The sequence below is a fragment of the Mycobacterium sp. MS1601 genome, from assembly GCF_001984215.1.
In the GTDB taxonomy this organism is placed as follows: Bacteria; Actinomycetota; Actinomycetes; order Mycobacteriales; family Mycobacteriaceae; genus Mycobacterium.
This window is the reverse complement of the sequence record NZ_CP019420.1, coordinates 4,793,409-4,818,516: the sequence shown is the minus strand read 5'-3', so window position 1 is coordinate 4,818,516 and position 25,108 is coordinate 4,793,409. Positions and strand designations below refer to the sequence as shown.

Here is a 25,108-nt window from a genome sequence, read left to right as displayed (position 1 = left end):
CCTACCCAGTGTCAGGTCTGACGCAGGATCAGCGGCGGGCCGGGGTCCGGTGACAGCGGCACGTTCTCCCGCCGCACCAGCCACGACGCGATGTTGTGGAACAGCGGTGCCGCCGAGGAACCCGGCGACCCGTCCGCCGCCCGATGTGGGGCATCCATCATGATGCCGACGACATAGCGCGGGTCGTCGACAGTGATCATCCCGGCGAAGGTGATCCAGTAGACGTCGCTGTAGTAGCAACCGCAGTCGGGGTTGATCTGCTGGGCGGTGCCGGTCTTGCCCGCCACCTGGTACCCCTCGACGGCCGCCTGCGGGCCGGTGCCCTGCTGGATTCCCATCGGATCGCGCTGCACGACGGCCCGGAACATGTTGCGGGTGGTCTGCGCGGTCTGCGGGGAGACCACCCGGATACCCTCGGGCCGAGGCTCTTCGGTGGTGCTGCCGTCGGCGGCGATGGTGGCCTTGATGATCCGCGGCGGGATCCGCACCCCGTCGTTGGCGATGGTCTGATACATCCCGGCCATCTGCAGCAGGCTCATCGAAAGACCTTGGCCGATGGGCAGGTTGGAAAACGAACTGCCCGACCACTGATCGATCGGCGGCACCAGACCGGACGTCTCACCGGGCAGCCCCACGCCGGTGCGCTGGCCCAGCCCGAACTTGCCGAGCATCTCGGCGTACTTTTCCGGGCCGATGCGCTGCGCCAGCATCAGGGTGCCCACGTTGGACGACTTACCGAACACGCCCGTGGTGGTGTACGGCTCCACGCCGTGGCTCCAGGCATCGCCGACGGTGACACCGCCCATGTTGATCGAGCCCGGAACCTGCAGCACCTCATCGGGATTGGTGAGTCCCATCTCGATGGCGGTGGCCGCGGTGATGATCTTGTTGACCGAGCCCGGTTCGAACGGCGACGACACCGCCGGGTTGCCCAGCTGCCGGTTCTCCTGGCGACCGATGTCCTGCGACGGATCGAAGGTGTTGTCGTTGGCCATCGCCAGTACCTCGGAGGTCTTGGCGTCCAGCACGACGGCTGAGACGTTCTTGGCTCCGGAGGCGTCCTTGGCCAGCTGCACCTGCTGCTGCACGTAGAACTGGATGTCGTCGTCGATGGTGAGTTGCACCGTGGAGCCGTCCACCGCTTCGTGGCGGTTGCGGTAGCTGCCCGGGATCACCACACCGTCGGAGCCGCGGTCGTAGGTCACGGATCCGTCGGTGCCTGCCAGCACCGAATCCATGGCGTCCTCGAGGCCCAGCAGTCCGTGGCCGTCCCAGTCGATGCCCCCGACCAGGTTGGCCGCCAGCGAACCGCCCGGGTACTGGCGCAGGTCCTGGCGCTCGGAGCCCACCTCGGGGAATTTCGCCATGATGGCGGTGGCGACGGCGGGGTCGACGGCGCGCGCCAGGTAGACGAACGTGTCGTTGCTACGCAGTTTGCGCAGCACGGTCGCCATGTCGGGGCGCCCACCCAGCTGCGCCGACACCTCTTTGGCGATCTCACGCAGACGCTGCTGCGGATCGGGGGCCTCGGGTGACTTGGCCCGCGCCTCCTCGAGCTGCTCGCGGATCCGCACCGGCTGGAAGGTCAGCGCGCGGGCTTCGATGGTGAACGCGAGTTTGTCGAAGTTGCGGTCGACGATGGCGCCGCGCAGCGCCTGCTGGACGTCGGTGACCTTGAGCTGTCCGGCCGCCTCGGCCCGCAACCCGGCGGCCTGAGGCACCTGCAGGTTGAACAGCTGTGCCGCAGCAACCGCGATCAGCACCCCGATGGCGATGTTGCCGGTACGTCGCCGGAATCCGAACGACGCCGTACGCCCGGCACCGATGGTGTCCATGGCGTCCGCAACCGCCCGGGTACGGCGGCGACGCGCCGAATGCCCCTGCGAAACAGGTGCTTTCGGAGTCTTCTTCGGTGTACGGCGGCCTGTGGGCTTCTGACCGCGTGTCACGCCGGTGCTCCGGGCGGCGGCACGGGCACCACTGCCGGGTCCACGGCCATCGGGTCGACGGGGGGCAGCGGCTCGACCGCGGGGCCGGGCGGCGGCCCGGTGAGCGGGCCGGGTAACGGGCCTGTCACAGCTCCCGGTACACCCGCCAGCGGTTCAGCCGACGGACCCGCGGGCGCGTGCTGGGCGGCGTCGGGAGCAGGCACCACGACGGGGACCTCCGGACCGGCGGGAATCGGGGCTGCCGGCGCTACCTGCGGCGAGATCCGCACCGAGCGTTCGGAATTGGCGGGATCGGTCGGGGCCGCCACCGGTCGCGGTCGCGGTGCGGGGGTGTCTTCGGGCAGCGGAGAGTTCAGCGGCGGCGGGGGTGCTCCCTCGGCGGGCTTGGGTGTGCCCACCACCATCCAGTTGCCCGCCGGGTCCTGCACCAGGTGCGCGGTGTCACGCGACGGGATCATGCCCAGCCCTCGGGCCGCCTCGGCCAGTGCAGGCGCCGCCTGCGCTTCGAGGACATCACGTTCGAGGGATTCTTTTTGTTGCAGCAGAACCTGATTGGTCTGCTGCGCGGCGCCCAGTTGGTAGGACCGCTCGGCGGCGTCGGTGGACAGCCACAACGTGGCGCCCAACCCGATACCGAGTGCGCCTATCACCAGCACCACGAAGGGCACCCGCGCAGCCAGTGCACGGGGTCGCAGGTCAATGGTCTCCAGGCGGGTGATCAACCGCTGGCGAAGCGGGACACGCACCGCCTTGGGCGCTTTGGCCTTTCGGGCTTTGGCACGGGCCTTGGCCTGGCTGGCGTTCTTCGCAGGAGCCGGCTTGCGCACCGGCGTGGTGGCCGGGGCGTGTCCGGGCGGGGTGCCGAGACCGCGTTGTTCGCGGCTGGGTGCGCGACCCCGGGTGCCTGACCGGGTGGCTTTGTCGGCCTTCGTCTTGCGGGCACGCGGCGGGTCCGCGGGCCGCTTGCGCTTGGCCTGGCCCGGATCGGACTTCGCCGCCTTGGTGCGACGGCGGTCGGGGCTACGGAGGACACCGTCGTCGGAGAATCCCTGGTCCTTCGACGTGGCGCCGCGCTTGGTGTTCATGAACCGCCCCTCCCTGTCAGTCGCTCCACCGCACGCAACCGCACCGCGGCGCTTCGTGGATTCCGGTCGATCTCGAGTTCGTCGGCGCGTTCGGCGCCGCGGGTCAACGACCCGAATTCCGGTCCGTGGCCCGGTAATTCGACAGGCAGGCCGGGCGGGGTGCGGCTGGCTGTCGCTGCGGCGAAGACACTTTTGACAATGCGGTCCTCGAGTGACTGATACGACATCACCACCACGCGGCCGCCGGGTCTCAGCGCGGTCAGCGCGGCAGGCAGGGCAGCCCGCAGCGAGTCGAGTTCGGCGTTGACCGCCACCCGCAGCGCCTGGAACGTACGCTTGGCCGGATGCCCGCCGGTGCGGCGCGCCGGCGCAGGAATGGCGTCATAGAGCAGTTCCACCAGATCACCTGTCCTGATGAACGGTTGACGCTCCCGGCGCCGGATCACCTCTTTGGCGATCTTGCTGGCGAACTTCTCCTCGCCGTACTCCCGCAGGATCGCCGCCAGCGGGCCATGCTCATAGGTGTTGAGGATGTCGGCGGCGGTCAGCGGCAGATCGGGGTCCATCCGCATGTCCAGTGGCGCATCGGCAGAGTAGGAGAATCCACGTTCGGTGCGATCCAGCTGCATCGACGAGACACCGAGGTCGAACAACACCCCGTCCACGGAATTCTCTGCCGCATGGCCGGATTCGGTGAGCGCGTCGGCGATGCCGTCATAGCGGGTGCGTACCAGGGTGGCTCGGTCCCCGAAACGGGCCAACCGGTCGGCGGCGATCTGCAGCGCGTTCGGATCGCGGTCGAGGCCGATGGCCTGCAGTCCGGGCAGATCGGACAGGAGTCGCTCGGTGTGCCCGCCTGCTCCGAGAGTGGCATCAACGTACACCGCACCCGAACCGTCGCCGGCCCGAGCCGTCAGCGCGGGGGTGAGCAGTTCGGTGCAACGGTCCAGTAGCACCGGAATGTGGCCGAACTCGGCTCCCCGCGGGACCGCGCGTTCCCGATGATCGTCCGCCACCGCGACACCACTTCCTGTTGTTCTGCGCATCGTCATCCGGCAGAGCGGGGCGGCCCCTGCCCCCGGGTCCCTGTCCGAGAGCGAGAACCTGGCGTTGGGGAAGTACGTCAGGGTCGGCTCGGACAGAGGCCACGAGGCACGGACACGCGCCGGCTCACATTCCGGATGGGCCTCCCAATCAGATGATGTCGCTGAGTGCTTCATCGCTGGCCGCGGAGAAGTTCTCTTCATGAAGCTGCTGGTAGTCCTGCCAGGCCTGGGCGTCCCAGATCTCCAGGTAGTCGACGGAGCCGATCACCACGCATTCCTTCGACAGGCCGGCGTAGCGCCGGTGGTCGGCGGACAGGGTGATGCGACCTTGTGCGTCGGGGTGTTGTTCGTCGGTGCCCGCGGCCAGGTTGCGCAGGAACGCACGGGCGTCGGGATTGCTGCGCGACGCCTGCGCGGCCCGGCGGGCCACCTGCTCGAACTCCGCGCGCGGATAGACCGCAAGGCTGTGGTCTTGGCTCTTGGTGACCATCAACCCTCCTGCCAGTGCGTCGCGGAACTTGGCGGGCAGTGTCAACCGCCCCTTGTCATCGAGTTTGGGCGTGTAGGTACCGAGAAACACCTCGTCACCTCCACGTCCGGGCCCGGTCGGGGAGATCGGCTACCGCTCCCTCTCTTTCCGACCTTCGCCACGATACCCCACAATCCCCCACTTTTCTCCAACTGTTGCCACTTTGTGCGCGTCGCGCCCCACCGAGCCCCCTGAACGGCGTCGAATACGGTCCGCCTCGGTGAGGTTCGGCGTCGACCTCAACTCCCATGCACGCCAAAGGCCCAGTTCAGAAGGCATGGGCACCAAAAAGCCGCCGCGTGGGGGCTGGTGGGGGCTGGTGGGGGTCCGCGTTTGTGCGCGTGTCTTTGTTTCTGCGCCAGGGCTGCTCTCGCGGCCAAATCACCACCCGGCTGCAGAAACCGACCAGAGCTTTCCCGCACAACAAAAAAACCGGCGCACCTCCTCGGTGCGCCGGTTCTGCTGGCTCAGAGTCAGATCATTCGTCGAAGCGACGACGGAAGCGATCTTCCATGCGGCTGGTGAACGAACCACCACCGCCCTTGGACTTCTTCGGCCGCGACGCGCCACCACCGGCTGCCGGCGCCGACTTGTCCCTACCCACACCGCGGGGGCCGGTGATCGCGAAGATCACACCACCGAACATGACGATGAAACCGATGACGGAGAGGATCGGGAAGCCACCGATCATGGTTGCCTTGAAGGCCACACCACACACCAGCATCGCCAAGCCGATGACAAAGAGGGCCGCGCCCTGGAGGCGACGGCGGGCCGACGGGGCGCGCAGATTACCGCCGCGGACACTGGAAGCGAACTTCGGGTCCTCGGCGTAGAGAGCGCTCTCGATCTGATCGAGCATGCGCTGCTCATGATCGGAGAGTGGCATTCGTCCCTCCTTGCCGGCATGGCGGGGTCTGGACCCAGGGACCCGCGGGGGGCCCGAGATGGTCGGGTGGTGCGGTGTGTACAACTAGTTGCCCGAATCGGTCGGGCCGCTAACAACGATGATACGAGGTGAATCTGAGCCGTACCACCTAGTTCGCACCTCGATTGTATGACGTGCGACAACGGTGAGATGCACTCCCCTCACCGAAGATAATGAGTTCGTCGGGAAAACCGACCGCCCCGACCGCAACCGGAGGACTTCAGGCCTTGGCGACATACCTCATCGAACTGTCGCCCGACGCGATGCGACACCGCCTCGGCGACGCGCTCAGCGTGTACGTCGACGCCATGCGCTACCCGCGGGGCACCGAAGATCAACGCGCCTCGATGTGGCTGGAACACACCAGGAGGCGGGGCTGGAAGGCAGTCGCGGCCGTCGACGTGGACGACACCGCAAACAGCCCCGAACAGGACTTCAGCTCGGCACCACTCCTCGGTGTCGCATACGGATACTGCGGCGCCCCCGATCAGTGGTGGCAGCAGCAGGTGGTCCAGGGCCTACGGCGGGCGGGCCGCAGTCAAGCCGAAATCAGCAGGCTGATGAACAGCTATTTCGAGCTCACCGAGCTGCACATCAACCCACCCGCGCAGGGCCGCGGCCTGGGCGAGGCACTCGCCCGCAGGCTCCTCGACGGGCGGGGCGAGGCCAATGTCCTGCTGTCCACCCCGGAGATCAACGGCGAAGCCAACCGAGCCTGGCGGCTGTACCGGAGGTTGGGCTTCACCGACGTGATCCGCGGCTATCACTTCGCCGGCGATCCACGTGCCTTCGCCATTCTGGGCCGGCCCCTCCCGCTCTGAGGCCCGCACACCTGGGGTCTGGCACTATGACCTGCGTGCGAAACCCCAGACGAACCCGCCGGATCAGAATGCTGGCACTCGCGGTGCTGCTCCTGGTGGTTGCGCCGCTGGCCGTCGGCTGCGTCAAAGTGCGCACCACGCTGACCGTCTCGCCCGACGACCTGGTGTCCGGACAGATCATCGCGGCGGCACAACCCGCCGACGATCAGGACAAGGGTCCGCAGTTCACCTACAACGTGCCGTTCGCGCAGAAGGTCGCCATCTCCGAGTACTCCGATGACGACGGCTTCGTCGGATCCGAGGCGGTGTTCTCCAACCTGACCTTCGCGGAGGTCCCGCAACTGGCCAACATCAATCCCGAGGCCGCGGGGGTCGACCTGTCGTTCCGGCGGGCCGGCAACCTGGTGATCCTCGAAGGCCGGGTGGATCTGACGTCGCTGACCGACCAGGAAGCCGAGGTGGAACTCACGGTGTCCTTCCCCGGCGAGATCACCTCCACCAACGGCAACCGCATAGACACCGACATCGTGGAGTGGAAGCTCAAACCGGGCATCGTCAACACCATGAGCGCCCAAGCCCGCTTCACCGACCCGAGCACCCGCTCGTTCACCGGCGGCGCCTTGGTGCTCGGCGTGTCATCGCTGGTGGTTGCCGGGCTGGTGGGCCTGCTGGCCTGGCTGGCCAGGGACCGCTCCCCCAAGCCGGGCGCCCCGGCCAAGAGCTCGCAGGACTAGGCCCGGGCCATCATCCCGAGGTTCGCCAGCACCTCACCGGTGGCCCTGGCGAAGTTGAGGGTGCAGAAGTGCAGGCACGGCGCTCCCTCGGCGATCAGCCGGGCGCTCATCTCGGTGGCCAGTTCGATACCGACCTTGCGCACCTCGTCACGGTTCTCCTCGGCGCCGGAGCCCGCCGCCGCGGTGAGCCGGTCCAGTAGCGTGGCGGGGATCTGCGACCCCGCCAGCTCACACTGACGGCGCAGCACCCGCAACGACGTGATGGGCATGATGCCGGGAATCAGCGGTTTGGCGCCCTGTTCGGGGTCGGCGGCCACCACCCGGTCTCGCAACCGCAGGTAGTCCTGCACGTCGAAGAACATCTGGGTGATCGAGTACTCGGCCCCGGCCCGGAGCTTGCCCACCAGGTTGGCGGTGTCCTGCTCGAGGCCGCCGGCGCGCGGATGACCTTCCGGGAACGACGCGACACCAACGTGGAAGTCGCCGAGTCGGCGCACCAGATCGACCATCTCGACCGCGTACTCGAGCCCGTCCGGATGCTTGACCCATTCGTCGTGCACCCCGCCCTGCGGGTCGCCGCGCAGCACCAGCACGTTGTGGATACCCCGGTCGGCGTACGCCCCGACCATGGCGCGCAGCTCGCCCACCGAGTGCCCCACCGCGGTCAGGTGGGCCACGGGCAGCAGCGTGGTGGCGTCGGCCAACTGGCCGACCACCCGCACGGTGCGATCGCGAGTGGAGCCCCCCGCGCCGTAGGTGACCGACACAAACGCCGGGCCCATGGGCTCGAAGGTACGCGCGGCGCGCCAGAGCCTGGCCTCGGCCGCCGCGTCCCGCGGCGGGTAGAACTCCACGGAGAACGGCACCCGGTCCCGGCCGACCTCGGCGATGCGGTCGACGACCGAGAGCGTCCGGCGCTCGACGTTCCTCACGTTCACCCGGACAGCATATGTGCGGGTGACAGCTGCTACCGACGGTTCCATCCGCCACACTCGGTGGTCTGAGTCACGGAAAGCGGGGCGGACGCTCTACCCTTGTATGCGCTCGGGGGTCGAAACCGTGTACGCAACCTGCACGCAGGAGGAAGGGGCGCCGCGCTGAGCGTCGAAGTAGCGGCACCGTCGGCCGTGGAGCTGGCCGGCGCCGTCACCGAGCAATTACGGAGTTACCTGCGGGAGCGCCGGGAGGCCGCCGCGTACATCGGAAGCGACTACGACAGCCTGATCGCCGCACTCGAAGAGTTCGTGTTGCGCGGAGGCAAACGAGTCCGCCCGCTGTTCGCCTACTGGGGCTGGCGTGCGGTGGTTCCCGAGTCACCGGCCGACACCCTGGACTCCGACATCCTGCGCCTGTTCGGCGCGCTGGAGCTGCTGCAGGCCTGCGCGCTGGTGCACGACGACGTGATCGACGCCTCCGCCACCCGGCGTGGCTGGCCCACCGTGCACGTGCACTTCGGCGACCTGCACCGCGGCCACGGCTGGCGGGGTGCGCCGAGCCAGTTCGGACTGTCGGCAGCGATCCTGCTGGGCGATCTGTCCCTGTGCTGGGCCGACGACATCATCGCCACCGCTGCCCTGTCCGTCGAAGCCCACCGCCGCGTGCGGCGAGTGTGGTCCGACATCCGCACCGAAGTGCTGGGTGGTCAGTACCTGGACATCGTCAACGAATCCAGCGGCGACGAGTCCATCGAGGCCGCAATGAAGGTCAACACCTTCAAGACCGCTTCGTACACCATCGCCCGCCCCCTGCAGCTGGGTGCCGCCGCGGCAGCCGACCGGCCCGACGTGCAGGCGATCTTCCAGGAGGTCGGCAACGACCTCGGGGTGGCGTTCCAGCTGCGCGACGACGTACTCGGGGTGTTCGGCGACCCCGCGGTCACCGGCAAGCCGTCCGGCGATGACCTGCGCTCGGGTAAACGCACCGTGCTCCTGGCCGAAGCACTGCGCCGAGCCGACAAGTCCGACCCGGTGGCAGCCAAGCTGATTCGGACGTCCATCGGCACGGAGCTCACGGAAGCCCAGGTCAAGGAACTCTGCCTGGTGATCGAGGCCGTGGGCGCCCTGGCCGCTGTCGAGAGCCACATCGAGATGCTGACCCGCAAGGCCACCGACATGCTCACCGCCGCGCCGATCGACGTGCAGGCGAAGATCGGTCTGGCCGAACTCGCCAGATTGGTCTCCAACCGGTCCGCCTGATAGCGATGTCCACACCCACGATGGAACCCAGAGCCGACAGGCCCGGCCACCTGGCGCGGTTGCGGGACTTCAGCCGCACCGAGGAGGCACGGCCCGCACTGCTCGGCTTCCTGGGCGCCCTGCTGATCACGGCGGGCGGTCTGGGCGCCGGCAGCACCCGCTCCCACGATCCGGTGCTGGAATCGATGCATCTGTCGTGGCTGCGATTCGGCCACGGCCTGGTGCTGTCCTCGGTGCTGCTGTGGGGTGGTGTCGCGGTGATGCTGGCGGCCTGGCTGTGGCTGGGCCGGCGGATGCTGGACCGCGGGAGCAGCGAGTACACCATGGTGGCCACCACCGGCTTCTGGTTGGCACCGCTGCTGTTGTCGGTCCCGTTGTTCAGCCGCGACACCTACTCCTACCTGGCGCAGGGCGCACTGCTGCGCGACGGGTTCGACCCCTACGTCGTTGGGCCGATCGAGAACCCGAATGCGTTGCTGGACAATGTGAGTCCCATTTGGACCACCACCACCGCACCGTACGGCCCGGCGTTCATCCTGGTGGCCAGGTTCGTCACCATGATCACCGGCGACAACGTCATCGCGGGCACCATGGTGCTGCGCCTGTGCATGCTGCCGGGCCTGGCACTGCTGATCTGGGCCGCTCCCCGCATCGCCAGGCACATCGGCGCCAGCGGCGCTGTCGCACTGTGGATCTGCGTACTGAACCCGCTGGTGATCATCCACCTGATGGGCGGTGTGCACAACGAGATGCTGATGGTGGGCCTGATGGCCGCCGGCATCGCGTTGGTGTTCGCCCACCGGTTCGTCGCGGGGTTCGCACTGGCCACCGTGGCGGTGGCGGTGAAGGCCACGGCCGGGCTGGCACTGCCGTTCATGGTGTGGGTGTGGATGCGGGCACTGCGCGAGCGCGGCCACCGGACGCTCAGCGCGTTCGCGATCGCCGCCGCCGGATCGGTGGCCATCTTCGTCGGTGTGTTCGCCGTGGCGTCGCTGGCCGCCGGGGTGGGGTTGGGATGGCTGACCGCACTGGCCGGTTCGGTGAAGATCATCAACTGGCTGACCATCCCGACTGCCATCGCCAACGTGACCAATGCCGTGGGCGGGCTGTTCTTCGGCGTCAACTTCTACGCGGTGCTCGACGCCACCCGGATCGCCGGCATCCTGATCATCGCCGTCAGCCTGCCGTTGCTTTGGTGGCGGTTCCGCCACGACGACCGCGAGACCCTGGTGGGCATCGGGTGGGCGATGCTGGTGGTGGTGCTCTTCGTGCCCGCCGCGCTGCCCTGGTACTACACCTGGCCGCTGGCGGTGATCTCGGCCATCGCCCAGTCGCGGCGCGCCGTCGCGGCCATCGCCGGGTTCTCCACCTGGATCATGGTGATCTTCAAACCGGACGGCTCACACGGCATGTACGTGTGGATCCACGTCATCCTGGCCAGTGTGTGCGCCGTCGGCGCGTGGTACTGGCTCAAACGCCAGGAGACGGACGCTGCGGCTCAGTAGGCCATCGCCTGGGCACGACGGACCACCTCACGCGCCTGATGCGCGTGCAGGGCGTCCACCGGCCTGGCGTTGGGCACCGACTCGCGGTCCCCGTCGAACGTCGCGGTCAACGACGAATCGGCGGTGAACAGCCACCGCAGGATCTCGGTCTCGTGGTAACCGCCGTCATGCAGCACCGCCAGCAGGCCGGCAAGCGGTTTCACCACTGCGCCGGACGGGGTGAAAAACACCTGCGGCACCACCACCATCCCGTCGCGGCGCAGCGCCACCAGGTGGCCGTCACGCAGGTGCTGGTGCACCTTGGTGACGGGGATACCGAGCATGTGGGCGACGGTGGGTAGGTCGTGGACCGGCTCGTCGGCGTCGAGGACGTCGTCGCCAGCGGGAATGCTGCTCACCGGAGCAGTGTAGGACGGCGGGCACCCCCCGTGCACCTAACATTGGCCCGGTGATCTCACCGATGCCGCAGGACCCCCTCGACGGGATCATGCTGGACGGCCGCTACCGGGTGGAGACCCAGATCGCCACCGGCGGCATGTCGACGGTGTACCGCGGTACCGACCTGCGGCTGGACCGCCCCGTCGCGATCAAGGTGATGGACCCCCGCTACTCCGGCGACCAGCAGTTCCTCACCCGTTTCCAGTTCGAGGCCAGGACGGTGGCCCGGCTGTCCCATCCCGGCCTGGTGTCCGTCTACGACCAGGGGCTCGACGGCCAATACCCCTTCCTGGTCATGGAACTCGTCGAGGGCGGCACGCTGCGGGAGCTGTTGCGCGAGCGCGGTCCGATGCCGCCGCACGCCACCACCGCGGTGTTGCGGCCGCTGCTGGGCGGGTTGGCCGTCGCCCACCGCGGCGGCCTGGTGCACCGTGACGTCAAACCGGAGAACGTGCTGATTTCCGACGACGGCGACGTGAAGCTGGCCGACTTCGGGCTGGTGCGGGCGGTGGCGCAGGCAGGCATCACGTCCACCAGCGTCATCCTGGGCACCGCGGCCTACCTGTCCCCCGAGCAGGTCACCAGCGGCAACGCCGGCCCGCGCAGCGACGTCTACTCGCTGGGTATCCTCACCTACGAGATGCTCACCGGCACAACACCGTTCACCGGCGACACCGCACTGACGGTGGCCTACCAGCGGCTGGATACCGATGTACCGCCCCCCAGCGCCGGGATCGCGGGAGTGCCACCGCAATTCGACGAACTGGTACTGCGCGCCACCGCGCGGGACCCGGCCGCCCGCTACGCCGACGCCATGGACATGGGCGCCGAACTGGACGCCATCGCCGACCAACTCGGGCTGCCGCCGTTCCGTGTCCCCGCACCGCGCAACTCCGCTCAGCACAGCTCAGCGGTGCGGCATCACAGCCGGATCAACGAGCAGCCCCGCAATCCCACCCGGGCGTTGACCCGCGGACCCGACGACTGGGCTGAGCCGGCCCCGCCGCAGACACCGGAGGTACCCGAATTCGACTCGCCGGCAGGCCAGTTCGCCGGCATCGAGATCTCGGAGTTCGAGTGGGCGCGGCAGCGGGCGCGCCGAACCACCCTGGTGTGGGTTCTGGTGGTGCTGATCACCACCGGCGGAATCGCCGCCGGCGCATGGGCGCTGGGGAGCAACCTGCAGAGCCTGATCTGAGTCAGGCCTGCTCCGTCGCCGCCTCGGCTAGTCGCGCAGCATCTCGGCGACCAAGAACGCCAGTTCCAGTGACTGCTGGGTGTTCAGCCGCGGATCGCAGGTGGTCTCGTAGCGGCCGGCCAAGTCGTCGTCCGAGATGTCCTGCGCCCCACCGAGACACTCGGTGACATTCTCACCGGTGATCTCCACGTGGATGCCGCCGGGATGGGTGCCCAGCCCGTGGTGCACCTCGAAGAAGCCCTGCACCTCGTCGACGATGCGGTCGAAGTGCCGGGTCTTGTAGCCCGTCGAGGCTTCGTGGGTGTTGCCGTGCATGGGATCGCATTGCCAGATGACCTGGTGGCCGGTGGCTTCCACCTTCTCGATGATGGGCGGCAGCAGGTCGCGGACCTTGCTGTTGCCCATCCGGGTCACCAGTGTCAGCCGGCCGGGCTCGTTGTTGGGATCGAGGCGTTCCACGTATTCGACAGCCTGATCCGGAGTGGTAGCGGGACCGAGCTTGACGCCGATGGGGTTGGCGATCACCTCGGCGAAAGCGATGTGGGCGCCGTCGAGTTGACGGGTGCGTTCGCCGATCCACACGTAGTGCGCGCTCAGGTCGTAGAGCTTGGGCTCGGACTCGGACTCTCCGTAGGTGTCGGTGGACAGCCGCAGCATGGCTCGCTCGTAGTCCAGCACCAGCGCCTCGTGGCTGGCGAAGATCTCGGCGGTCTGCAGGTTGCGATCGGCCACCCCGCAGGCGCTCATGAACCGCAGGGCACGGTCGATCTCGGCGGCCAGCGCCTCGTAGCGGGCTCCCGCCGGTGAGGTGCGCACGAATTCGCGGTTCCAGTCGTGCACCAGATGCAGTGAGGCAAGCCCCGATGACGTCAGCGCCCGCACCAGGTTCATCGCGGCGCTGGCATTGGCGTAGGCACGCACCAGACGGGACGCGTCGTGCTCACGCACCGCGGCATCCGGAGCGAAGCCGTTCACCATGTCACCGCGGTAGGACCGCAGACCCAGGGCGTCGATGTCCGAGGAGCGCGGCTTGGCGTACTGACCGGCGATGCGGGCCACCTTCACCACCGGCATGCTGGAGCCGTAGGTCAGCACCACCGCCATCTGGAGCAGGGCGCGGATGTTGGCCTTGATGTGAGGTTCGGTGTTGTCGGCAAACGTCTCGGCGCAGTCGCCGCCCTGCAGCAGGAACGCCTCACCGCGGGCCACCTGGGCCAACAGTGCCTTGAGCTTCTCGACCTCCGAGGGCACCGTGACGGGCGGGACGCTCTCGAGGACCGTGCGCATGGCCGCCGCCTGCCCGGCATCCCAGCTGGGCTGCTGAGCCGCCGGCCGCGAGAGTGCGGAATCGAGGCGTCGCCGCAGGTCATCAGGGAGCGGAGGGAGCGACGGGAGCTGCTCGATGGGAACGTCGACGGTCCAGTTCACCTGTCCATGGTAACTACCCGCGACCAGCCGCCCAGCGTGCGTAGTCGTCCTCCATCTGGGACATGATCTGGTAGCGCCGCAAGTTGTGCTGGGCGTCCACCAGCGCATCGTGGGTGTCGCGGGGCCGCGGCGGCATCCGCGGGCAGCCCTTGTCCTCCCAGAACTGGCGCAGCTCCCTGGTGAAACGCGGGATCTGCGGCGGCAGGCTGGTCATCGGTCCCCACAGCTGACACAGCGCCACATGGTCGTAGGCCGCCACCCAGGCCCACAGCTCGATGGGCTCGTCACCGTCGATGCCGAAGAACTCCTCGAGGTCCTCGCGGATCTGGCGCCGCGAGCGCCACATCTGCGACGACGGGGGCGGCAGCTTGGGAAGCACGTTCTTGCGGACCCAGCTGCCCGCCTGCTCCGGCGGGAATTCAGTTGACACGCCGTAGTATTCGCGACCGTCCTCCGCTGCGACGCCAATCGAGATCAGCTCGATGGTACGTCCGTTGTCGATGAATTCGGTGTCATAGAAGTACCGCACCCGAGCACCCTATCCAGCGGCCTGGATCGCCGATTCGGCTCTGTGCGCCTCTTCGGCCTCCTGCCGCAGCGACGGCGGTGGTGCCGCGGCGTGGATCTCGCGGTCCAGCTGGGCGTCCACCGCGGCGTCGTCGGGGAAGTGCGGCATACCGGCGATGGCGTCCTGCAGCCACAGCTTGGCCTGCACCACCGGGCGGCGCATGTACCGCTCCCGCTCCAGCGCGCGGTGCATCTTCTTCGGTCTGGTGGTGTAGCGCCACCGAGCCCACGGCGCATGCGGGCGCGAGAGCCGGATGGCACCGACGATCAGCAGCGGGTTGAAGAACATGCCGATCAGCCCGGTCCACACCTTGCCCTTGAGCAGCACGATCACCGCCATCGCCAGGGTGTAGACGGCACCGCCGATCACCAGCGCGCGCGAGGCCAACGAGTCGTCCTCGCGCCAGATGGTGATGTCGAAGAACGACAGCGGGTTGAAGCCGAGGATCAGCAGGCCGGCCACCGCGACCGCCACGAACACCGCATCCACCGACGTACGGCCGTCCTCGGCCCAGTACACGTCCTGCAGATGCAGGATGAGCGCGAACTCATCGAGCACCAACGCCGCTCCGATACCGAAAAGTATTGCCGCAGCGGTGAATTCGCGAACTCCCCCGTCGACGGCCAGCGTCACCATGGTGACGCCGGAGATCATCACCAGCACCACGCCGATCACCACGTGGTGGATGTGGGTGCCGCCACTGCCGGAGATGTTGCGAGGCTGCCACCACTTCTTCGGCTTGTCACTGCCCGCCGTCGCGCGGATGTAGCGAACGATGGTCCGGGTGACCAGGAAAGTCGCCAGAAAGGCGATCAGGCACCACATGAGGGGAACCCGGCCGGCCGGGATCTGCGGCACCAGGTCCAAATCGAACTTCCAGTCGTCGGGCACGTGCTGTGAACTTACGCTCACCTGCACCAAAAGTGGTGCCGAAACGGCCCCGCCCCACCCCGGCGGTACGCCACAGGCAGGCCGGACCCCGATAGGCTGTCGCCTGAGATGAGTATCAGGCGGTGGCCCAGCGGGGGCAGTGAGGGCGCAGAGGCGGTGCTCTGGCGGCTGTTCCAGGTACTGACTCTGGCCGGTTTCGGATACGTCGCCTGGCAACTGCTCGGCCACACTCCCTACCGGATCGACATCGACGTCTACCGGATGGGTGGACGGGCCTGGCTGGACGGCCAGCCGCTGTATGCCGACGGCGCGACCTTCCACACTCTTGGTGGCATCGATCTGCCGTTCACCTACCCCCCGCTGTCGGCGGTGGTGTTCGCGCCGTTCGCGTGGCTGCCGCTGCCGGCAGCCAGCGCCGTCATGACGCTGATCACCCTGGTGCTACTGGTGGTGTCGACGGTCATCGTGCTCAATCGGCTCGACTTCTGGGCCGACGGCCCCGATCGCACCTGGGTGCGCCGCACCTTCGTCGCGATGGCCGCGGTGGCATTGGCGGTCAGCCACCTCGAACCGCTGCGGGCCAACTTCGAGTTCGGTCAGATCAATGTCGTGCTGATGACGTTGGTGATCGCCGACCTGGTGCCGCGACGCACGCCCTGGCCCAGGGGTTTGCTGCTGGGACTGGCCATCGCGTTGAAGCTCACCCCCGCGGTGTTCCTGGTGTACCTGGCGCTCCGCCGCGACGGCCGAGCCGCGGTGGTCGCCATCGCGACGTTCGTGGCGGCAACAGTGCTCGGATGCGTCTTGGCGTGGCGGGATTCCTGGGAGTACTGGACGACGACACTGCGCGACACCGACCGCATCGGCAACTCGACGCTGAACACCAACCAGAACATCGCCGCGCTGTTGGCCCGCGAGGAGTACAGCGAGACAGTGCACTTCGCGCTGTGGACGGCCGCCTGCCTTGCCGCACTGGCACTGGCTGTCTGGGCAGGCCGTCGGGTGCTTCGGGCCGACGAACCGGTGCTGGCGCTGACGTGCATCGCTCTGTTCGGCCTGGTGGTGTCCCCGGTGTCCTGGTCGCACCACTGGGTGTGGACACTGCCGACCCTGATCGTGTTGGCCGTGGCGGCCTGGCGCCGGCGCAGCGTCGCGCTGGCCGCGGCGACCCTGGCGGGGATCGCTCTGCTGGTGTGGACACCCATCGAACTGTTGCCCGAACACCGCGAGGCCGACGCATCCTGGTGGCGTCAGCTGCTGGGCGGGTCCTACGTCTGGTGGGCGCTGGCCGTCATCGTGACAGTGGGTGTGGTGGTGACCCAGAAGGTCAGCCGGCCGCGCTCTCCGGAAGCCGCGAGCCCGGCGCCGGAGTCGCAGGCGCTGCACCCTCTTTGAGGCTGGCTGCGTAGATGTCGACGTACTCCTGACCGGACAGCTGCATCAGCTCGTACATCACCTCGTCGATGACGGCACGCTCGATGAAGCGGTTGCCGGCCAACCCCTCGAAGCGGGAGAAGTCCATCGGCTTGCCGAAGCGCACCTCGACACGGCCGAAATGCCACATCTTGCTGCCGGGAGGGTTCACGACGTCGGTTCCGATCATCGCGACGGGAATCACCGGGATGCCGCTTTCCAGCGCCACGCGGGCCAGGCCGGTCTTGCCCTTGTAGAGCCGACCGTCCGGCGAGCGGGTGCCCTCGGGATACATCCCCAGCAACTTGCCCTTCGCGAGAATCCGCTGGGCGGTGGTCAGCGCGGCCTGCGCCGAGTCGGCGTCGGTGCGGTCGATGGGCACCTGGCCGGTGGACGAGTAGAAGAACTTGGTCAGCTTGCCCTTGACGCCCGTGCCGGTGAAGTACTCGGCCTTGGCCAGGAAGGTGATGCGCCTGCGCAGCACCAGCGGAAGGTAGAAGCTGTCGGCGACGGCCAGGTGGTTGCTCGCCAGGATGACGGCACCCGACGACGGAACATACTCCAGCCCTGTGACTTTCGGCCGACCCAGCAACTTCAGCAACGGGCCCATCAAGATGTACTTGTAGAACCAGAAAAACATGGGCCCTCCCACCGCCGTCGCACCAGATGGCGCTTCGCGCCAACTTTACTCATCTTTTTCCAGCGGTCACTCTTCGACGTTGATCGGGATCGACTGGTAACGCCCCGTGCCCGTCGGCGTCGAACCCTCCGGCGGTTCGGGTGGCTTCGGTGATTCCGGCGGCCCGGTTGGTGGCGCGGGGGCGGTGCCGTCGTCGAGCAGCGCCCGCACCACCGCCAGCAGCGAGACGCTGTGCTCGGAGATCACCGTCAGCAGCGGATGCTCCTCGCCGGTGACCAGCGCAGCCAGCGCGCACACCGGACACCAGACCTGCTGGCAGCGTCCCGGCCCCTCGCCGGCGCGAGCGGCGGCCAGCATGGCCGCGGTACGCACAGCGGGATCGATGCGGTCGAGGATGGCCTGGGCCAGCTGACGCAGTTCGGGGCCGAGGTCGGCGTGCCCCTTGGGGTTCATGCCGGCCACACCTCCGGATTCGGTCGAAAACGCACAGTCAGCTCTGTACCCCGCAATTGCGCATCCATGACAATGCACCGCCGCAGGACGGATGCCAGCCGGACCCGGCGGCGCATCCCACCCACGCCGATGATCAGGTCGTCATCGACGCGGCCCAGTGTCAGCGAGCCGGTGTCGATCTGCGGCAACTCTAGCCGCATCCGGTACACCGATCCCAGCCCCGATCCCGATTCCAGGTCGACGACGGGACGCAGCGGGCCCGGCGGCGGCGCTCCCCCACGTCGGCGGGCCATCTCGAGCAACTCCCCGAGCGCCTTCGGGCCGATGGGCTCACCCGGCAGATGCGGAGTGAGCACCAGGGCGATCTCGCCGGTGTTCGCGCTCAACTCCTCGAGGACCACCTGCTGCTCACCGATGCGTTCGGCATACCAGTCGAATGCCGGGTGCTCGGGAAGATTGCGATACTCGTACGAATCATCCTGCACCAAAACCTGATTGACGATCAGCTCGGCAACGCGCACCCCCATCAGGGCCAGCGATCCCAGGGTGCGCACCGCCTCGGCGGCCACCACCCGCTCGGGCGTCAGCACCAGGTGGGCACTCACCGCGTCGGGGTCGGTGAGCAGTGCGCCCAGACGCTCAACCCCGGCGGTGATGCGCTCGATCAACTCGACCACCACCGCCGACGGACCGGAATCGGCCATGCTGAGGCGGCGATGGCGGGGCCAGGCCCGCTCCAGGTACAGCCCGAACGTCGCGGGCAGGGTGAGCATGCGCAGTGCGTCGGCGGTGGAAGCGCAGTCCACCACCAGGTGGTCCCAGTTGCCCGATTCGGCGAGTTCACCCACCTCGTGCAGGCCGAGCACCTCCTGGATGCCGGGTAGTGTCGAGAGTTCTTCGGGGGCAACCATTCCCAACTCCGAATCGGGAAACCGCTGCGCCAAGGGGGTGGCCACGTCCCGCCAGCGGGCGGCCAACAGCGCCAAGGTGTCCAGCGCCAGCGCATCCAGCGAGCCACCGCCCTCGTCGGAGAACACCCGCACCGGATCCCGCTCGCCGGTGGGCGGCACCGGCACGGCCAGGACGTCACCCAGGGAATGCGCCTGATCGGTCGAGACCACCAGCACCCGCTGCCCGGCCCTGGCGTCGCGCACGGCGGTGGCCGCGGCCAGCGTCGACTTGCCCACCCCGCCCTTGCCGACGAACAGGCTGATCCGGGTACTGGACTCTTTCAGCCCTCGACTCGATTCTTCAGGTCTTTCAATGCGGTGTCGGTGAGTCGCTTCTCGGCTTTGCGCTTGAGCAACCCGATCATGGGGATCATCAGATCCACCGACAGCTCGTAGGTCACGTCGGTGCCGGATCCTTTGGGCTGCAAGTGATACGCACCGTCAAGCGCCTTGAGTAGCGTGCTGGAGGCCAGCCACCACCGCACCGAGCGCCGGTCGGTGGGCCATTCGTACTCCAGCACCATGGTGTCCTTGAGCACCGCGGCGTCGAGCACCAGTCGCGCCTTGCGCGGGTAGCCGTCGTCGTCGGATTCGAGAACCTCGGTGTCCTTGTACTCCTTGACCCAGTCCGGGTAGGAACCGATGTCGGCGATCACGTCCATCACCGTTTCCGGGTCGGCATCGATGTAGATGGTCTGCGCCGTCTTGTCCGCCAACTGAATCCCGTCCTACCTCGTCGAGCTTCTGCCTACATCGAGCCTCGCCTCAGAACAGAACGCTACCCTTCCGGTCGATTCGGCTGCCCGCTATCGAGGCTGCGGAGCCACTCCGACCGGGCGGTTGCGCTCCACCTCGGCCTTCACTTCGAACGCCATCCGTTTACCCGCCACCCGGCGCTGATGCGTCAGTTTGGCGAGGTTGAGTTTGGCCAGCTGCCACGCCGCCACCCCGGCGGGCTCGGCGTGCAGGAAGTAGTGCAGTTTCACACCGTCGAGCACCGGTTGCAGCCAGACCTCCATGGTGCCGGTCACCGGACCGGCCACCGTCCAGCGCACCCCCTTGTCGCCGCGGTCCTCGACCACTTCGAGCAGCAGGTCCGGCCACCAGCGCCGCCAGCGCGCCGGGTCGGCGACCATGGCACCCACCGTGGCCCCGTCGGCGGCCACGAACGTCTCGTCGGCCACCTGGATGCTGTTCATTGCCTCAGCTTCACATACCGACGGACGGATGCTGTAGGAGGTCCCCGGAAGTGAATGGAGTCACACGTGGCTCTGGACAGCGACTACGCTCATGTCAACGGTTTTCGAGGAAAGGGCCGACCATTGCGTGAGTTGACTGTTCCTGCATCGTTTTCAGTGGATGAGCACGACAACGTCGCCGCCGCTGTGTACGAGCACGAGCGCAATGACCCCAACCACGTCATCTACCAGCGCCTTGTCAACGGTGCATGGATCGACGTCACCTGCGCGGAGGCTGCCGCACAGATCCGCGCCGCCGCGCGGGGCCTGATCGCCAAGGGCGTGACGCCCGGCGACCGGGTGGCGATCCTGAGCGCCACCCGCTACGAGTGGGCCATCCTGGACCTGGCCATCCTGAGCGTGGGGGCGCTGACCGTGCCGATCTACGAGACCTCCTCGGCGGAGCAGGTGCGCTGGGTGCTCACCGACTCCGGCGCGGTGATGCTGTTCGCCGAGACCGACGGGCATACCGCACTGGCTGCCGAACTCACCGCCGAACTGCCTGACCTACGTGAGGTGCTGACCATCGACGGATCGGGGCCCGCCGCGCTCGACCTGCTCGCCGAGGCCGGCACGACGGTCGATCCCGCCGAGGTGGACGCGCGGGTGTCGGCACTGCGGTCCGACGCGCCCGCCACGCTGATCTACACCTCGGGCACCACCGGCAGGCCCAAAGGCTGCCAGCTGACACATTCGAATCTGCTGCACGAGATCCGCGGCGCCAAGGCCGCGTTGCCAACACTGCTGCAGAAGGGCGAGCGACTGCTGGTGTTCCTGCCGCTGGCGCACGTGCTGGCCCGGGCCATCACCATCGCCGGATTTCACAATTTGGTCACCGTCGGGTTCACCAGTGACATCAAGAACCTGGTGCCGATGTTCTCGGTGTTCAAGCCCACCATCGTGGTGTCGGTGCCCCGGGTGTTCGAGAAGGTCTACAACACCGCCGAGCAGAACGCCGCCAACGACGGCAAGGGCAAGATCTTCGCGATCGCCGCGCGAACCGCGATCGAATGGAGCGAAGCGCAGGACGGCTCCGGTCCCGGCCTTCTCCTGAAGCTCAAGCACGCGGCGTTCGACAAGCTGGTCTACGGCAAGTTGCGCGCCGCGCTCGGCGGCGACTGCCGGGCGTCGATCTCCGGTGGCGCTCCTCTGGGTGCTCGGTTGTGCCACTTCTACCGTGGTGTGGGCCTGACCATCTACGAGGGCTACGGCCTCACCGAGACCAGCGCCGCCATCACCGTCAACCAGGTGGGTGCGCTGAAGGTGGGCACCGTCGGCAAGCTGGTGCCCGGTAACAGCATGCGGATCGCCTCCGACGGCGAACTGATGGTGCGCGGTGGGGTGGTGTTCAACGGCTACTGGCGCAACGAGGAGGCCAGCGCAGGAGCTTTCACCGACGGCTGGTTCCACACCGGTGATCTGGGCGACGTGGACGCGGACGGGTTCCTCAAGATCGTGGGCCGCAAAAAGGAAATCATCGTCACCGCCGGCGGCAAGAACGTCGCGCCCGCGGTGCTCGAGGACCAGCTGCGGGCGCACCCGCTGATCAGCCAGGCCATGGCCGTCGGCGACGCCCAGCCGTTCATCGGCGCGTTGATCACCATCGATCCGGAGGCCTTCGAAGGCTGGAAACAGCGCAACGGCAAGGAATCCAGCGCCACCGTCGCCGATCTGGCAACGGACCCGGATCTGGTGGCCGAGGTGGACGTCGCGGTCAAGCAGGCCAACACCGCGGTGTCGCACGCCGAGCAGATCCGCAAGTTCCGCATCCTGCCCGTCGACTTCACCGAGGACACCGGTGAGCTCACCCCGACCTTGAAGGTCAAGCGCAAGGTGGTCGCCGAGAAGTTCGCCGGCGACATCGAGGCGCTGTATCAGAAAGGTTGAAGTAGCGCGCCGGCGCGCGCCGCGATGGTGTCCCACTGCCACTGCGCTGTCACCCATTCCCGGCCGCGACGGCCCATGGTGGCGGCGCGTTCGGGATGTGCCAGTAGCAGGCTGAGGGTGTCGACAAGCTGCTCGCCGTCGCGCCCGTCGATCACATGCCCGGTCTGGCCGTCCAGCACGGTCTCCGGGGCTCCCCCGGAATCCCCTGCCACCACCGGGATTCCGGTGGCCGACGCCTCCAGGAACACGATGCCGAGACCTTCGACGTCCAGCCCCGCGCCCCGGGTTCGACACGGCATGGCGAACACGTCGGCCATGGCGTAGTGAGCTGGCAGCTCGTCGCCGGGCACACCCTTGGTGAACACCACGTGATCGCTGACGTCGAACTCGGCGGCAAGGCCCTGCAGCCGGTCCAGATCGGGCCCACCGCCGACGATCACCAGCGCCGTACCGGGCACCCGTTCCCGGATCGCGGGCAGTGCCCGGATCAGCATGTCCTGGCCCTTGCGCGGCACCAGCCTCGACACGCACACCACAGTGGGCCGCCCGCCGAGGCGGTATCTGGCCCGAAGCTCCTCTCGCGCCGCCGAATCCGGGCGGAAACGCTCGGTGTCGACACCGGACGGCAGGTGCTCCAGACCGGCGTTCGGACCGAACGCGGAGGCGAACCGCCCGCGGGTGTAGCGGCTGACGAAGGTCACCACGTCGGTGCCGTCACCGATCCGACGTAGCGCCGAGCGCGCCACCGGGAGCATGGACCAACCGACTTCATGGCCGTGGGTGCTCGCCATGATGCGGCCGGCTCCAGCGCCGCAGGCACGCGGGGCCAGCAGCGCCAGCGGAGCCGCCGCACCGAACCACACCGTCTCGATGTCGCGGTCGCGGATCAGCCTGCGCATGCGCGCGTCGACGGACGGCTCGGGGATCATCAGAGTTCCGGGGTGGCGGACCACCTCGAAGTCGACGGTGGCGTCGTACTCCTGCGCCCCCTTCCACTGCGGAGCGTAGACGGTGAGCTCGTGTGTGCCTGCCAGCCGCAGCACCAGCTGCTCCAGGTAGGACTGGATACCGCCGCGGCGCGGTGGAAAGTCATTGGTTACCAATAAGACCCGGGTCATCGGGTGTCACGCTAGCCCGTTGCGGACACACCATTCCTGCCACCCCTGCAACGCGTCGGCGGGCCGGGCCCGCAAGACCTCCCACAGGGCGGTTTCGGCATCGGTGTGGTGCGGCCCGGCGGCCCGGACGTAAAGCGCCCGCAGCGCCGGTACGCCGTACCGGTCGGCAATGTAGCGGGCGAACAGCCAGGCTCGGTCATACGCCAGGCTCAGATCCGGCTCGGGTGCGGCGAAGTCCCGGTCCGACGGCAACGCCGTCGGCAGCGGCCCGCGGGTGATCGAGCCTGGATACATCGGGCGCGCAACATAATCGGCGACACCTTCGGTGATCCATCGGGGTGCGTCGGCGGCGGTGGCCGCGCGGGTGGCGTAGTGGAACAACTCGTGGGTGAGCACCACGCGCAGGGCCTCCGGGCTCATGGCCACCGCACCGGGTGCGAAGACGATGCGTTGGCCGTTGGCCGAGTTCTCCTGCGGGTTCACCGAGTCCGCGACAGTGACGGCGGCGATGTGGGAGGTGTCGCCGACGCCGGTGGCCTGGGCACGGAACTCCTCCTCGGTGTCCGTGGCCACGATCACGATCTCGTGCGGCCATTCCGGACCCCAGAACGACTCGACAGCGTCCACGGCGCCGTCGAGTTCGGTGGTGACGCGGCGCAACAGCGGGTCGGTGGCAACTCCCCCAAGGCTGACGAGCGTCACCTCACGCTGTCCCCCGGGCGCCGGGGCGGCCGCGGCCGGCGGAGGCGGCAGGACGGTCTGGGGCTGGCGGGCCACGAACAGCCCGGCCAACACCAGTTGCGCGCCCAGCAGCACTGCCAGTGCGACTACCGGCCAGCGGGGTCGGCAGTTCGGTGTAGAAGCAGGCTCAGTAGCGACAGGATCCAGTATCGCCGACGTTCAGTATCGGCGAGCGTTGTAGAACGGTCCGGCGCCGTCGAGTGGCACCACCTTGACCGGCACACCGTAGGTGGAGGCATGCACCACCATGCCGTTACCGACGTAGATGCCGGTATGGGAGGCGTCGGAGTAGAAGTTCACCACGTCACCGGGCTGCAGCTGGTCACGTGACACCGGCTGACCACCGGCGGCCAACGCCTGGCTGGAGTGCGGCAGCGACATGCCTGCCTGCTGGAACGACCACATCACCAGGCCTGAACAGTCGAACTGGCCGGGTCCGGAACCGCCCCAGGAGTACGGCATTCCGACCTTGGTCAGCGCGGCCTGGACCACGGTGGCGCCGACCGGGCTGCCCCCGCCGGGCGCCGGGACCTGCATCTGCGGCGGCGCGACGTCACCGGGCGGGATACCGACGGGGGGCGGCATCCCGGGCAGACCGGGCGCAGGCGGCGCGGCCAGGATCTCGGGCCCTGGCGGAGGTGGCGCCGGCAGCGCCACCGGCGGCGGTGGCACCGGACCCGGAGCGGCCAATGCCACTCGCTGAGCTTCGGTCAGTGAGTCGTACTGGGATTTGACGACGGCGATCTTGAGTTGGAGGTCGCTCTGTTTGGCCTGCAATTCGGCACGGACCGCGGCGGCTTGCTCGGCGGCGGTCTTGGCATCGGCAGCCGACTGCGCGGACGCGATCTCGGCGGCCGCAGCCTGCTCGCTGACCCGACGGTAGTTGGCCATCTGGTCCGACAGCTCGCCGGCGATCACTCGCTGCACCGCCAGCCGATCGATGAGGCCCTGCGGCGACTCTGCGGTGAGGATGGCGGTCATCCCGTCGGTGCGTCCGCCCATGTACATGGCGGCGGCAAACTCGTCGACCCCGCTCTGGAAGGTCGCCAGTTCGGCCCTGGCCGTGTCCACGGCAGCCAGGTCATCGGCGTGTTTACGGTCGGCTGCCGCTTGGATGTCCAGCTTCTTGGTCAGATCCAGCTGTGCACTGTGCATGGCCTCGGTGGTCTGCTCAGCTTGCCGCGAGAGATCGTTGAGCTTTGCTAGCGCGTCCTCTGCTGGGTCCGCCTGCACACTCGAGGCCAGCACTCCCGACAGCACGGTGACTCCGGCTACAGCACAGACCACACTCCGACGAGAGCGCTTCGATACGCGCGAGATCCACTGCGAGCCGGAAAAACTCAAGATTACGGGTCC

General features: G+C 68.0%; 25 protein-coding genes. 7 read left to right on the top strand and 18 right to left on the bottom strand.

All coding sequences use genetic code 11. From position 1 onward, the window contains the following. Positions 1-11: 11 nt before the first annotated feature. From BVC93_RS23250 to BVC93_RS23230, 5 genes are all read right to left on the bottom strand, one after another. On the bottom strand, positions 12-1,949 hold the full coding sequence (locus BVC93_RS23250; RefSeq protein ID WP_083739515.1) for a peptidoglycan D,D-transpeptidase FtsI family protein: 1,938 nt from the start codon (positions 1,947-1,949) through the stop codon (positions 12-14). Next, positions 1,946-3,034 (bottom strand): hypothetical protein, encoded by a 1,089-nt coding sequence (locus BVC93_RS23245; RefSeq protein ID WP_083739514.1) that lies wholly within the window; start codon positions 3,032-3,034, stop codon positions 1,946-1,948. Before BVC93_RS23245 ends, BVC93_RS23250 begins: the two co-directional genes overlap by 4 nt. After that, the gene (rsmH, locus tag BVC93_RS23240) at positions 3,031-4,254 is read right to left on the bottom strand and encodes a 16S rRNA (cytosine(1402)-N(4))-methyltransferase RsmH (protein ID WP_083739513.1); all 1,224 of its coding nucleotides are present in this window, start codon (positions 4,252-4,254) and stop codon (positions 3,031-3,033) included. The genes BVC93_RS23245 and rsmH overlap by 4 nt, the downstream gene beginning before the upstream one ends. After that, positions 4,229-4,660 (bottom strand): division/cell wall cluster transcriptional repressor MraZ, encoded by a 432-nt coding sequence (mraZ, locus tag BVC93_RS23235; RefSeq protein ID WP_068917540.1) that lies wholly within the window; start codon positions 4,658-4,660, stop codon positions 4,229-4,231. Before mraZ ends, rsmH begins: the two co-directional genes overlap by 26 nt. 427 nt (positions 4,661-5,087) lie before the next feature. Continuing rightward, a complete protein-coding gene (locus BVC93_RS23230; RefSeq protein ID WP_083739512.1) occupies positions 5,088-5,495 on the bottom strand; it encodes a DUF3040 domain-containing protein in 408 nt (135 codons plus the stop codon). Between the two features lie 266 nt (positions 5,496-5,761). Between BVC93_RS23230 and BVC93_RS23225 the strand changes: the two genes are divergently transcribed. Both BVC93_RS23225 and BVC93_RS23220 read left to right on the top strand, forming a co-directional pair. Next, on the top strand, positions 5,762-6,355 hold the full coding sequence (locus tag BVC93_RS23225) for a GNAT family N-acetyltransferase (RefSeq protein ID WP_083741272.1): 594 nt from the start codon (positions 5,762-5,764) through the stop codon (positions 6,353-6,355). 26 nt (positions 6,356-6,381) lie between these two features. Continuing rightward, positions 6,382-7,089 (top strand): DUF3153 domain-containing protein, encoded by a 708-nt coding sequence (locus BVC93_RS23220; protein WP_083739511.1) that lies wholly within the window; start codon positions 6,382-6,384, stop codon positions 7,087-7,089. Here the strand turns inward: BVC93_RS23220 and BVC93_RS23215 are convergent. Beyond that, positions 7,086-7,979 carry a methylenetetrahydrofolate reductase gene (locus tag BVC93_RS23215; protein ID WP_236950483.1) on the bottom strand — a complete coding sequence of 298 codons (894 nt, stop codon included), beginning with the start codon at positions 7,977-7,979 and terminating at the stop codon, positions 7,086-7,088. The two genes, BVC93_RS23220 and BVC93_RS23215, sit on opposite strands and share 4 nt — an antisense overlap. A gap of 243 nt (positions 7,980-8,222) precedes the next feature. On the opposite strand from BVC93_RS23215, the gene idsA2 reads away from it, so the two are divergent. After that, complete coding sequence (idsA2, locus tag BVC93_RS23210; protein WP_157517275.1) at positions 8,223-9,284, top strand: bifunctional (2E,6E)-farnesyl/geranyl diphosphate synthase; 1,062 nt, start codon at positions 8,223-8,225, stop codon at positions 9,282-9,284. Between the two features lie 5 nt (positions 9,285-9,289). Further along, positions 9,290-10,789: an alpha-(1->6)-mannopyranosyltransferase A gene (locus BVC93_RS23205; protein ID WP_083739509.1), complete on the top strand. Its 1,500-nt coding sequence runs from the start codon at positions 9,290-9,292 to the stop codon at positions 10,787-10,789. Here BVC93_RS23205 and BVC93_RS23200 read toward each other — a convergent pair. Next, complete coding sequence (locus tag BVC93_RS23200; protein ID WP_083739508.1) at positions 10,783-11,187, bottom strand: Rv2175c family DNA-binding protein; 405 nt, start codon at positions 11,185-11,187, stop codon at positions 10,783-10,785. The two genes, BVC93_RS23205 and BVC93_RS23200, sit on opposite strands and share 7 nt — an antisense overlap. A gap of 62 nt (positions 11,188-11,249) precedes the next feature. On the opposite strand from BVC93_RS23200, the gene BVC93_RS23195 reads away from it, so the two are divergent. After that, positions 11,250-12,425: a protein kinase domain-containing protein gene (locus tag BVC93_RS23195; protein WP_236950482.1), complete on the top strand. Its 1,176-nt coding sequence runs from the start codon at positions 11,250-11,252 to the stop codon at positions 12,423-12,425. A gap of 27 nt (positions 12,426-12,452) precedes the next feature. Here BVC93_RS23195 and BVC93_RS23190 read toward each other — a convergent pair whose 3' ends face one another. The 3 genes from BVC93_RS23190 to BVC93_RS23180 are packed head-to-tail and all read right to left on the bottom strand — an operon-like array spanning position 12,453 to position 15,246. Then, a complete protein-coding gene (locus tag BVC93_RS23190) occupies positions 12,453-13,853 on the bottom strand; it encodes a class II 3-deoxy-7-phosphoheptulonate synthase (protein ID WP_083739507.1) in 1,401 nt (466 codons plus the stop codon). Positions 13,854-13,866: 13 nt separating this feature from the next. Then, positions 13,867-14,382, bottom strand: coding sequence for a polyadenylate-specific 3'-exoribonuclease AS (locus tag BVC93_RS23185; RefSeq protein WP_083739506.1), 516 nt, complete (start codon positions 14,380-14,382; stop codon positions 13,867-13,869). Between the two features lie 9 nt (positions 14,383-14,391). Beyond that, positions 14,392-15,246, bottom strand: a complete 855-nt coding sequence (locus tag BVC93_RS23180) for a hypothetical protein (RefSeq protein WP_236950481.1) — start codon at positions 15,244-15,246, stop codon at positions 14,392-14,394. A gap of 174 nt (positions 15,247-15,420) precedes the next feature. Here BVC93_RS23180 and BVC93_RS23175 point away from each other — a divergent pair, with 174 nt between their 5' ends. Next, on the top strand, positions 15,421-16,707 hold the full coding sequence (locus tag BVC93_RS23175) for a glycosyltransferase family 87 protein (RefSeq protein ID WP_083739504.1): 1,287 nt from the start codon (positions 15,421-15,423) through the stop codon (positions 16,705-16,707). Here BVC93_RS23175 and BVC93_RS23170 read toward each other — a convergent pair. From BVC93_RS23170 to BVC93_RS23150, 5 genes are all read right to left on the bottom strand, one after another. Further along, the gene (locus BVC93_RS23170; protein WP_083739503.1) at positions 16,640-17,365 is read right to left on the bottom strand and encodes a lysophospholipid acyltransferase family protein; all 726 of its coding nucleotides are present in this window, start codon (positions 17,363-17,365) and stop codon (positions 16,640-16,642) included. The genes BVC93_RS23175 and BVC93_RS23170 overlap by 68 nt on opposite strands. 66 nt (positions 17,366-17,431) lie before the next feature. Further along, positions 17,432-17,818, bottom strand: coding sequence for a hypothetical protein (locus tag BVC93_RS23165; RefSeq protein ID WP_083741269.1), 387 nt, complete (start codon positions 17,816-17,818; stop codon positions 17,432-17,434). Beyond that, entirely contained in the window at positions 17,815-19,053 is a 1,239-nt protein-coding gene (locus tag BVC93_RS23160) for an ArsA family ATPase (protein WP_083739502.1), read from the bottom strand. Before BVC93_RS23160 ends, BVC93_RS23165 begins: the two co-directional genes overlap by 4 nt. Further along, positions 19,050-19,484, bottom strand: coding sequence for an SRPBCC family protein (locus BVC93_RS23155; RefSeq protein WP_083739501.1), 435 nt, complete (start codon positions 19,482-19,484; stop codon positions 19,050-19,052). The genes BVC93_RS23160 and BVC93_RS23155 overlap by 4 nt, the downstream gene beginning before the upstream one ends. A 90-nt stretch (positions 19,485-19,574) precedes the next feature. After that, positions 19,575-19,967, bottom strand: coding sequence for a polyketide cyclase / dehydrase and lipid transport (locus BVC93_RS23150; RefSeq protein WP_083739500.1), 393 nt, complete (start codon positions 19,965-19,967; stop codon positions 19,575-19,577). 123 nt (positions 19,968-20,090) lie between these two features. Here BVC93_RS23150 and BVC93_RS23145 point away from each other — a divergent pair, with 123 nt between their 5' ends. Further along, entirely contained in the window at positions 20,091-21,893 is a 1,803-nt protein-coding gene (locus BVC93_RS23145; protein WP_083741268.1) for an AMP-dependent synthetase/ligase, read from the top strand. Here the strand turns inward: BVC93_RS23145 and BVC93_RS23140 are convergent. The 3 genes from BVC93_RS23140 to ripC all read right to left on the bottom strand — a co-directional run bounded on the left by BVC93_RS23140 (position 21,881) and on the right by ripC (position 25,039). Then, positions 21,881-23,011, bottom strand: a complete 1,131-nt coding sequence (locus BVC93_RS23140) for a glycosyltransferase family 4 protein (protein WP_083739499.1) — start codon at positions 23,009-23,011, stop codon at positions 21,881-21,883. The genes BVC93_RS23145 and BVC93_RS23140 overlap by 13 nt on opposite strands. Positions 23,012-23,017: 6 nt before the next feature. After that, on the bottom strand, positions 23,018-23,803 hold the full coding sequence (locus BVC93_RS23135; RefSeq protein ID WP_442929102.1) for a hypothetical protein: 786 nt from the start codon (positions 23,801-23,803) through the stop codon (positions 23,018-23,020). A gap of 108 nt (positions 23,804-23,911) precedes the next feature. Beyond that, positions 23,912-25,039 carry a peptidoglycan hydrolase RipC gene (gene ripC / locus BVC93_RS23130; protein WP_236950086.1) on the bottom strand — a complete coding sequence of 376 codons (1,128 nt, stop codon included), beginning with the start codon at positions 25,037-25,039 and terminating at the stop codon, positions 23,912-23,914. Between the last annotated feature and the right edge of the window lie 69 nt (positions 25,040-25,108).